The 8,952-nt window shown below is 74.8% G+C and carries 10 protein-coding genes; 3 read left to right on the forward strand and 7 right to left on the reverse strand.

From position 1 onward, the window contains the following. Window positions 1–109 precede the first annotated feature (109 nt). Both ACFWGZ_RS36350 and ACFWGZ_RS36355 read left to right on the forward strand, forming a co-directional pair. Window positions 110–628: a CGNR zinc finger domain-containing protein gene (locus ACFWGZ_RS36350; RefSeq protein WP_382456128.1), complete on the forward strand. Its 519-nt coding sequence runs from the start codon at window positions 110–112 to the stop codon at window positions 626–628. Further along, on the forward strand, window positions 625–1,233 hold the full coding sequence (locus ACFWGZ_RS36355; protein WP_382456129.1) for an RBBP9/YdeN family alpha/beta hydrolase: 609 nt from the start codon (window positions 625–627) through the stop codon (window positions 1,231–1,233). Before ACFWGZ_RS36350 ends, ACFWGZ_RS36355 begins: the two co-directional genes overlap by 4 nt. 13 nt (window positions 1,234–1,246) lie before the next feature. On the opposite strand, the gene ACFWGZ_RS36360 is transcribed toward ACFWGZ_RS36355, so the two are convergent. From ACFWGZ_RS36360 to ACFWGZ_RS36390, 7 genes are read right to left on the reverse strand one after another with little or no spacing between them, the layout of a single operon-like run. After that, window positions 1,247–1,432: a hypothetical protein gene (locus ACFWGZ_RS36360; RefSeq protein WP_382456130.1), complete on the reverse strand. Its 186-nt coding sequence runs from the start codon at window positions 1,430–1,432 to the stop codon at window positions 1,247–1,249. A gap of 18 nt (window positions 1,433–1,450) precedes the next feature. Then, complete coding sequence (locus ACFWGZ_RS36365; protein ID WP_382456131.1) at window positions 1,451–2,641, reverse strand: CynX/NimT family MFS transporter; 1,191 nt, start codon at window positions 2,639–2,641, stop codon at window positions 1,451–1,453. Between the two features lie 55 nt (window positions 2,642–2,696). Further along, complete coding sequence (locus ACFWGZ_RS36370; protein WP_382456132.1) at window positions 2,697–3,668, reverse strand: GlxA family transcriptional regulator; 972 nt, start codon at window positions 3,666–3,668, stop codon at window positions 2,697–2,699. After that, window positions 3,658–4,488, reverse strand: a complete 831-nt coding sequence (locus ACFWGZ_RS36375; RefSeq protein ID WP_382456133.1) for an ABC transporter ATP-binding protein — start codon at window positions 4,486–4,488, stop codon at window positions 3,658–3,660. The genes ACFWGZ_RS36370 and ACFWGZ_RS36375 overlap by 11 nt, the downstream gene beginning before the upstream one ends. Next, complete coding sequence (locus ACFWGZ_RS36380; RefSeq protein ID WP_382456134.1) at window positions 4,485–5,567, reverse strand: FecCD family ABC transporter permease; 1,083 nt, start codon at window positions 5,565–5,567, stop codon at window positions 4,485–4,487. Before ACFWGZ_RS36380 ends, ACFWGZ_RS36375 begins: the two co-directional genes overlap by 4 nt. A gap of 1 nt (window position 5,568) precedes the next feature. Next, a complete protein-coding gene (locus ACFWGZ_RS36385; protein ID WP_382456135.1) occupies window positions 5,569–6,558 on the reverse strand; it encodes an ABC transporter substrate-binding protein in 990 nt (329 codons plus the stop codon). Continuing rightward, window positions 6,555–7,160, reverse strand: coding sequence for a DJ-1/PfpI family protein (locus tag ACFWGZ_RS36390; RefSeq protein WP_382456136.1), 606 nt, complete (start codon window positions 7,158–7,160; stop codon window positions 6,555–6,557). Before ACFWGZ_RS36390 ends, ACFWGZ_RS36385 begins: the two co-directional genes overlap by 4 nt. Window positions 7,161–7,648: 488 nt before the next feature. Here ACFWGZ_RS36390 and mycP point away from each other — a divergent pair. Next, window positions 7,649–8,952 (forward strand): type VII secretion-associated serine protease mycosin (mycP, locus tag ACFWGZ_RS36395; RefSeq protein ID WP_382456137.1); only part of this gene is annotated, 1,304 nt, incomplete at its 3' end.

Genomic DNA, 8,952 nt, shown 5'->3' on the forward strand with positions numbered 1-8,952 from the left:
GGGACGACGCCCGCGTCCGCTGTGGACACCCTCCCCGACGCACCGGTATGGGCTTGTTTACCGGTTGGCCCGCCGGTAGGGTGACCCCACCCCGAGGACGGAGAGGGCCGTGACCGCGCAGGACGAGGACTTGCTGCTGGCCGTGCTCAACAGCGCACCGGTCGTCGCCGGCGCCCGCACCGAGCAGCTGGCGGGACCGCCCGGCAGGGCCCTGGCGAAGCGGTACGGCGGCACCGGCACCGCGGCCGAGCTCGAGCACCTCCGCCACGTGCGGGACGCTCTCCAGGCGCTGGTCCGCGGCGAGAAAGCCGCTGCCGGCCAGCTGAACCCGCTGCTCGACGGCGCCGTCCTCGTCCCGAACGCGACCCCGCAGGGCCTGGACTGGGACCTCGTCACGCCCCCGCACCGCCGCCTCGCGGTGCGGGTCGCGATCGCGTGGTCGCGGGTCGGGGAGGAGCTGCCCGGCCGGCTGCGGGCGTGTGCCAACACGCGCTGCAATCTTTTCCTCGTCGACCACAGCCGCCCCGGCACCGCCAGGTGGTGCTCGATGGCCGTCTGCGGGAACCGCATGAAGAGCCGGGCGCACGCCAGCCGCAAGCGCACTTCCCGACCGAGGAACACCGAATGAGCGACCGCTCCCCGTCCCGCCGCTTCCTGCTCCTGCACGGCCTGGACAACCACCGGCCCCGCGACCACTGGACGTGGTGGCTCGCCGAGTCGCTGCGGCAGCGCGGCGAACAGGTGCTCTACCCGCAGTTCCCCGCCCCCGACCGGCCGTCGCTGAAGACGTGGACCGACCTGCTGCACGCCGAGCTGGCGCAGCTCGGCAACCGCGAGCGGGTCGTGGTGGCCCACTCGCTCGGCACCGCGCTGTGGCTGCGCGCCGCGCAGTCGTTGCCGCAGGAGCTGCGCGTGCACCGGGTCCTGCTCGTGTCCCCCTTGGGCGAGCAGGCGTTCACCGCGGAGAACCGCAACGAGGAGTTCGCCGTGCCCGGCCTCGACCGCGAACGGATCGCCGCGGCTTCCGCGAAATCGACGCGGGCGGTCGTCTCGACCACCGACCCGTACACGCCCGCCGACGCGGCCGCGTGGGCGGCGGAGCTCGGCATCGAGGTCGACTTCCTGCCCGGCGCCGGCCACATCACCCCCGGCGACGGCTACGGGCCGTGGCCCGGCGTCCTGCGCTGGTGCCTGGACGACGCGGTGCCCGTGCGCGGCATCGCGCCCGCGTGACGACGCGGCGCCGTCACCGCCGCTTCGGCCACGGGACCAGCAGCAGCACTCCCGCGCAGACGCACAGCAGCCCGATCGTCGTCCAGAGCTGCTGCCCGGTCATGAAGCTGCCCTCGATGTACCCGAGGCCCTGTCCCGTCCACAGCCCGCCGAGGAGGATCAGCACGACCGCGAGCCCGATGACCACTTTCCTGCTCATGAGGCGAAGCCTAGCCCCTCACGCCGAGTCCACAGTGGACCGAGGACGACCGGCCGCGATCCCCGCCGCGAGCTGGGCGCAGGCGAGCACGCCGACCACGACCAGCGACGCCGTCCACGACCCGGTGCGCTCGGCGAGCAGGCCGGCCACCACCGGGCCCAGCGCGGCGAGCAGGTAGCCGAGCGACTGGGCCATGCCGGAGAGCTGCGTGGTGCCGTGCTGGCCCCGGCCGCGCAGGCCGATCAGCGTCAGCGCCACCACCAGCGACGCGCCGGAGCCGAGGCCGGCGACCACCGCCCACACGACGCTCCACCCCGGCGCGAGCAGGAGTCCCGCCACACCGGCGGCCACCGGCGCGCTGGCGGTGACCGCGGCGGCCCGCACGTCGTCGCCGCGGCGCATCAGGCGCGGGATCGCGAGCCCTGCGCCGACGCCGACCAGCTGGTAGACGAAGAGGTGGGCACCGGCCTGGCCCGCGGGCACGCCGGCCGAGATCTCGACCGTGGGCAGCCAGGTGACCAGCACGTAGAACGTCGTGGACTGCAGCCCCATGAAGGCCGTCACCAGCCACGCCGCCGGCTGCCGCCACACGCTCACCGCCGGGCCGCCCGCCACCGCGGGTTCGGCGACCGGACCGCCGGTCCACGCGCGCGGCAGCCACAGCACGGCCACGACGAGCGCGGGGATCGCCCAGAACGCCAGCGCGCCGCGCCACCCCGCCGCGTCCGCCAGCGGCACCGCGACGCCGGACGCGATCGACGCGCCGACCGTGATGCACGCCGAGTAGACGCCGGTCGCCATGGACACGTTGCTGCGGTAGTCGCGTTTGACGACGGTCGGCACCAGCACGTTGCCGATCGCGATCGCGCAGCCGGCGACCGCCGTGCCCGCCCACAGCCCCGCGTCGCCCGCGCCCGAGCGCAGCGCCATGCCGAGCGCGAGCACGACCAGGGCCGCGAGCAGCGTCCGCTCCAGCCCGAACCGCCGTGCCGGGTGCTGCACCAGCGGGGAGATCGCGGCGAACGCGAGCAGCGGCAGCGCTCCCAGCAGGCCCTGGGCGCTCTCGCCGAGGCCCGCCTCCTGCCCGATCCGCGGCAGCAGCGGGCCGACCGAGGTCAGGGCCGGGCGGAGGTTGAGCGCGACGAGGAACACCGAGGCGACCAGCACCGGCGCCCACCAGGCCGGGCGTGTCCGGGTGCGCTCACTCATCAGGCCGCTCCAGCATGCCGCCGATCATCGCACCGCGGCCTGCGCCGGTGCGCGGTCACACCCCTCCCGGCTGGCGGAAGCTCTGCCGGTAGCGCTGCGGACTCGTGCGCAGCGCGCGGTCGAAGTGCGCGCGCAACGCCGTGGCGGACCCGTGGCCACTGCGGTCGGCCACGACCGGCACGGGCAGGTCGGTGGTCTCGAGGAGCTCGCGGGCGAGCTGGAGCCGCTGGCGCGCGACCCACTCCAGGGGCGTGGTGCCGGTCTGCTCGCGGAAGCGGCGCGTCAGGGTGCGGGTGCTGAGGTTCGCGTGCCGGGCGATCCCGGCGAGGGTGAGCGGACCGGCGGCCCGTGCGCGCATCCACTCGAGCGTCGCGGCGAGCGAGCCACCGGTCGTGGGCGGCGGTGACGGGATGAACTGGGCCTGGTCGCCGTCGCGGGTGGGGGCCATGACGACGGCGCGCGCGGAGGACGCGGCCACGGCGGCGCCGAAGTCGCGGCGCACCAGGTGCAGGCACAGGTCCAGGCCCGCGGCGACGCCGGCCGAGGTGAACACCCCGCCCTCGCCCACGTGCAGGGCCCCCGCGTCGACCTCGACGTCCGGGTGGCGGCGGCTCAGCTCGGCCGCCGCGGCCCAGTGCGTGGTGGCGCGGCGCCCGGCCAGCAGACCCGCCTCCGCCAGGGCGAACGCGCCGGTGCAGATCGACACCGTGCGGGCGCCGCGGGCGGCGGCGGAGCGCAGCAGACCGACCACCTCGGGCGGGACCTGCCGGGTGCAGCTCATGCCCGGCACGACGACGGTGTCCGCGTCCTCGGCGGCGTCCAGGCCGTGCGGGGCCTCGATCCGGTAGTAGCCGACGCCGCCCGCGGTGGCCGTGACCGACGGCGCCGTGCCGCAGACCCGGACCTGGTACGGGTAGTCGCCGCCGGGCAGCTTGGTCAGGCCGAAGACCTGGCACGGGATGGCGAGGTCGAAGCCCACCACGCCGTCGAGGGCGAGCACGGCGACGACGTGCGGGTCAGCCGGCATCGGCGCCCACCCCCGCCGATCGGCGCGTGCGGCAGCTCCAGTGGCAGTCGTCCGGGCAGACGCACCGCGGCCGCAGCACGAACCTCGGCACGCCGTCGTCGTGGTGCACGGTGGCGTCCACGCCGAAGACCGCGCCGATCGTCTCCGGCGTGAGGACCTCCGCCGGTGGCCCGTGCGCGACCAGCCGTCCGTCCCGCAGCACGGCGGTGGTGTCGGCGTAGGTGGCGGCGAGGTCGAGGCTGTGCAGCGCCGCGATCACCGTGACCCCCAGGCCGCGGACCAGTTCCAGGAGTTCGAGCTGGTGGCGCAGGTCGAGGTGGTTCGTCGGCTCGTCCAGCACGAGCAGCCGCGGCTGCTGGGCCAGGGCGCGGGCGAGCAGCACGCGCCGGCGTTCACCGCCGGACAGCTCCCCGACCCGGCGGCCGGCGAACGAGGTCAGGCCGGTGCGGTCGAGCGCGTCGCCGATCGCCTCGTGGTCGGCGCGGGTCAGCCGGTCGAACAGCCCCAGGTGCGGCGTCCGTCCCAGTGCGACGGTCTCGGCGACGGTGAACTCGAAGCCGGTGTGCTGTTCCTGCATCAGCACGCCGATGTGCCGGGCGGTCTCGGCCGCGGGCACCGACCACAGGTCGCGGCCGTCGACGCGGACGGTCCCGGAGTGGGGCCGCCGCGCCCGGTAGACGGTGCGCAGCAGGGTGGACTTGCCGCTGCCGTTCGGCCCGGCGAGCGCCAGGAACTGTCCGGTGTGGACGGTCAGGCTCACGTGGTCGAGGATCGTGCGGCCGCCCAGCGCGACCGCCACGGAGTCGAGGTCGAGTCTCATGCGTCCTCCTGGGTGGCGAGACCGCGGGCCCGCATGACGAGCAGGAAGAACGGCACGCCGAGGAACGCGGTGAGGATGCCGATCGGCAGCTCGGCGGGGGCGATCAGGATCCTGGCCGCCACGTCGGCCCACAGCAGGAACACCGCGCCGAGCAGCGCCGTGACCGGCAGCATCCGCCGGTGGTCGGCGCCGACGAGCATGCGCGCGAGGTGCGGCACGATCAGGCCGACGAACCCGATCCCGCCCGAGACCGCGACGACCGTGCCGGTCAGCAGTGTCGTGAGGACCAGCAGGTACCAGCGCAACCGGCTCGCGTTCACGCCGAGGGCGGCGCCGGCCTCCTCACCGAGCACGAGCGCGTTCAGCCGCCGCGCCCGCAGCAGCAGCAACGCCGTCACGCCGGCCACCACGGCCGCGGTGACCGGCAGGGTGGCCCACCGCGCGCCGGACAGCCCGCCGAGCATCCAGAAGATGATCTGCTGCTGGGCCGCGGACGAGTCGGTGCGGGCCAGCATGAACGACGTGACCCCGGCGAAGAGGTGCCCGAACGCGACGCCGACGAGGACCAGCCGCATCGGCAGCAGCCGGCCGCGGTGCCGCGCCATCACGAGCACGACCGCCATCGCCGCGGTGGCACCCGCGAACGCCGTCGCCGGCAGGGTCAGCGCGCCGAGCACGGCCGCGCCGGTCGTCAGGACCAGCACCGCTCCCACCGAGGCGCCGTGCGACAGCCCCAGCAGGTACGGGTCGGCGACGGGGTTGCGCACGACGCCCTGCACGACGGCGCCCGCCAGCGCGAGCCCGGCGCCGACGACGGCCCCGAGCAGCACGCGGGGGAAGCGGATGCTCCACACGATCAGGTCGGCGGCGGCGCCGGTGTCCGCACCGCCGCCCAGGTGGTGCGCCAGCACGCGCAGGACCTCCCCGGCCGGCACGCCGACCGGCCCGACCCCGGTGGCGAGCACGGTGGACACGGCGAGTGCGACGGCGAGGCCGGCGAGCAGGACCGGGTAGGGCAGGCGGTCCGCGCGCCGCGTGCGGGCCGCCGGTGCGGGAGTTCTGCCGAGGGTCGTGGTCATGTCAGCCGGCGCGCAGGGCGGTCGCGAGCTGCTCCAGCCCGTCGACGTTGAGCGGGCTGGGGAACGACACCAGGAACTGCGAGGTCGAGACGATCCGGCCCTGCCGTCCCGCGGTCGTGTTCGCCAGCAACGGGTTCGCCCTGACGGCCGCGACCAGCTCCTGGCCCTTGAGCTTCGCGAACGTGTAGTCCGTGATCACCCAGACGACCTGCGGGTCGCGCTGGACGACCTCCTCCGGCGAGATCTCCGCGTGCATCGACGACACGTCGGAGAAGACGCTCTCCCCGCCCGCCATCGTGATCAGCGCGTGCGCGATCGTGCCGGCACCCGAGGTCTGCAACGGCCGTCCCGCCACCGGGTTGTCCTGCAGCACCAGCACCTTCGGCTTGGCCCCGGACGGCTTCCCGGCGGACTGCGCACGCGTTTCCAGCTCCGCGACGAGCTTCTCGGCGCGGTCCGGCACCCCGAAGACGGCACCGAGCTTGCGCACGTACTCGTAGGTGGGCGCGAGGTCGGTCAGCGCGCCCTCCTTGCCGCGCAGGCACGACGTGAGCCCCTTGGCCTTCATCGTGACGAGGTCGGCGTCCTTCGGGCTGCCCGACGGGCCGCCGAAGGACTCGAAGCTCGTCAGCACCAGATCGGGCTGCCGCGCGGCGACCACCTCGGTGACGGGCACCCGCTCGGCGAGCACGGGGATCGCCGCCAGCCGTTCCCGGTGAGCAGGGGTGTCGACGCCGAACGGCGCCGGGAAGCCGGTGCCGACGATCTTGTCGGCGACGCCGAGCCGCACCAGCGTCTGCGCGGCGTAGCCGTCGAGCGTGACCACGCGCTGCGGCGGCCGGTCGAAAGTGACTTCCTTGCCCGCGCAGTCCTTCACGCTGATCGGGCCGCCGGGGGCGGGCGACGGGCGCGCCGTGCCGCACGCGGCCAGCGCCAGGACCGCGGCGAGGACCAGTGCCGTCCGCCGCGGGGAGCGACCACCCCTCGTCATGCCGCACCCGCCCGCAGCCACAGCGGTTCGCGGCGCTCGTACTCCATGCCGCGCTGCACGGTCCCGGCCGCGTCCGGCCCGCGGAACCTCTCCACGAGCCACAGCGCGAGGTCCAGCCCCGAGCTGACCCCGCCGGCCGTGACCAGGTCGCCGTCGTCCACCACCCGTGCGTCGACGTGCACGCCGCCCGCCGCCACGAGGTCGTCGACGGCGCGGTGGTGCGTGGTGCACGGACGACCCTTCACCAGTCCCGCCGCCGCCAGCAGCAGCGCGCCCGTGCAGACCGACGCCAGCACCAGGTCCGGACGCACGGCCGCCGCCAGGGCGGCGGGCACCCGGCCGCCGGCGATCTCGGCGCGCACGCCGGTGCCCGCTCCCGAGGCGTAGCCGCCACCGGGGACGACCAGCACGTCCGCCTCCCGGGGCGCCCACGGCGCCGCGGGCAGCGGCAGCCCGCCGACGGTCGTCGCCGGCCGGTCGTCGAGCGCGGTCAGCCGCACCTCCACGCCGAGCCCGGCCCGCCCGGCCATGCCCAGGACCGCGAACGGCCCGACCACGTCCAGGTCGTCCATGCCGTCGAAGACGACGATGTGGACCCGCAAGACCAGCCTCCTCCACCACGGGGTTCGTTGACGAAGCCCATGATCTTCGCCGGCGCCCGGCGCGAGGAGTGGCCGCGAAGCCAACATCCGCCCGGATCTCGCCACGCCGGCGAGCCCACTCCAGCGCGTCCCACCCCAGTGGTCGCGGACGGTCCGGGAAAAGTTCCCAGACCGCCGCTCCACCTCGGACGGTCGGGGGCCGGGGGCAGAACGGGTGCGCCGGCGCAGCTGCCCGCCGGCGCAACGCCGTTCACAGAGCCCGAACCGGCCGGCGACCGGGAAGCGCCGGGTCTCGGCAGATCGGTGGCAGCGCGCCCGGTGGTTCGTTCTCGATCGAAGTGGCGCTCGGGACCCGCGTCCGGCACTAGGGTCTGCACCGGTGAGCCCGGGGACCGGGGGGTCCGTGGCCGGGAGCTCGCGACGCAGATGGGACTCGGGGGGTCTTCGTGGCGACCGCTGCACTGGGGTTGAGCCGTGTCACGACGGTGGTGACCACCGCACTCGTGCTGGTGACGGGAGCGCTTCCACACGCTCTCGCCCAGCCTTCGCCCACCGCGGCGGCGCCGCCGAACTCGGTGCCGCCGGAGCTGCCGGCCGGCACCGCGCCGCCGCGCGACGAGGGCGTACCGGACGTCGACTACACGCCCACCACCAAGGGCTGCGTCGAGTCCGACACCAAGAACGAGCTGATCGAGTACAAGCCCTGGGGCCAGGTGCACCTGAACCTGGAGCAGGCACACCGGTTCGCGACCGGCAAGGACATCAAGATCGCGATCATCGACACGGGCGTCGACCCGCGCAACCCGCGCTTCGGCAACAGGGTCGTGCCGACCGGCGAGTACGTCGACGGCAACAAGAACGGCACGGACGACTGCGACGGCCACGGCACCGAGGTGGCGGGCGTCGCCGCGGCGGCCAGGACCGAGGGCGACTTCGTCGGCGCCGCACCGGCGGCGACGATCCTCGCGATCCGCCAGACCAGCGACCGCTTCGAGTTCGGGGGCAACGCCACCAAGGAGAAGCGCGCGTCCGCCGGCAAGGTCATCACGCTGGCGCAGGCGATCGTGCGGGCCGCGGACCGGGGTGCGCAGGTCGTCAACATCTCGCTCACCAACTGCAACCCGCCGCAGCGCTTCAGCGCGGACGACAGGGCGTTGCAGGCGGCGATCCGGTACGCGGTCGACGTCAAGGACGCCGTCGTCGTCACCGCCGCGGGCAACCTCGACAGCAAGGGCGGCGGCTGCCCCGTGCAGAACGACAACCTGGACCCGGCGACGGTGCGGTCCGTCTCATCGCCCGCGTGGTTCGCCGACGACGTGCTGTCGGTGGCGTCGATCGGCAGGTCCGGCGCGGTGTCGAGCTTCAGCGTCTGGGGGCCGTGGGTGAGCATCGGCGCGCCGGGCGAGGAGATCATCTCCGTCGACCCGAAGGGCACCGGCCTCACCAACGCGAACGTGAAGGCCGAAGGCGTGCAGAACATCCAGGGCACGAGCTTCGCGGCCCCGTACGTCGCCGGCATCACCGCGCTGGTGCGCGAGCGGTTCCCGGACCTCAAGGCGCGCCAGGTGATGAACCGGCTCAAGGCCACCGCCCTGCACCCCGGCAACCCCTCCGGCCGCGACCACAAGACCGGCTTCGGCATGGTCAACCCGGTCGCGGCGCTGACGGCGGTGCTGCCCGCCGAGTCACCCGGTTTCCAGCAGGCGCAACCGCGGGACCTCCCCACGTCCGTCACGGCGCCGCCGGGCCTGGACTGGCCGCCGATCGTCGTCGCGCTGAGCGGGATCGGCGC

Source organism: Lentzea sp. NPDC060358 (assembly GCF_042725365.1).
GTDB lineage: Bacteria > Actinomycetota > Actinomycetes > Mycobacteriales > Pseudonocardiaceae > Lentzea.

Coding starts and splice junctions, on each gene's coding strand:
- ACFWGZ_RS36355 (WP_382456129.1), top strand. CDS start 625: ATGAGCGACCGCTCCCCGTCCCGCCGCTTCCTGCTCCTGCACGGCCTG.
- ACFWGZ_RS36360 (WP_382456130.1), bottom strand. CDS start 1,432: ATGAGCAGGAAAGTGGTCATCGGGCTCGCGGTCGTGCTGATCCTCCTC.
- ACFWGZ_RS36365 (WP_382456131.1), bottom strand. CDS start 2,641: ATGAGTGAGCGCACCCGGACACGCCCGGCCTGGTGGGCGCCGGTGCTG.
- ACFWGZ_RS36370 (WP_382456132.1), bottom strand. CDS start 3,668: ATGCCGGCTGACCCGCACGTCGTCGCCGTGCTCGCCCTCGACGGCGTG.
- ACFWGZ_RS36375 (WP_382456133.1), bottom strand. CDS start 4,488: ATGAGACTCGACCTCGACTCCGTGGCGGTCGCGCTGGGCGGCCGCACG.
- ACFWGZ_RS36380 (WP_382456134.1), bottom strand. CDS start 5,567: ATGACCACGACCCTCGGCAGAACTCCCGCACCGGCGGCCCGCACGCGG.
- ACFWGZ_RS36385 (WP_382456135.1), bottom strand. CDS start 6,558: ATGACGAGGGGTGGTCGCTCCCCGCGGCGGACGGCACTGGTCCTCGCC.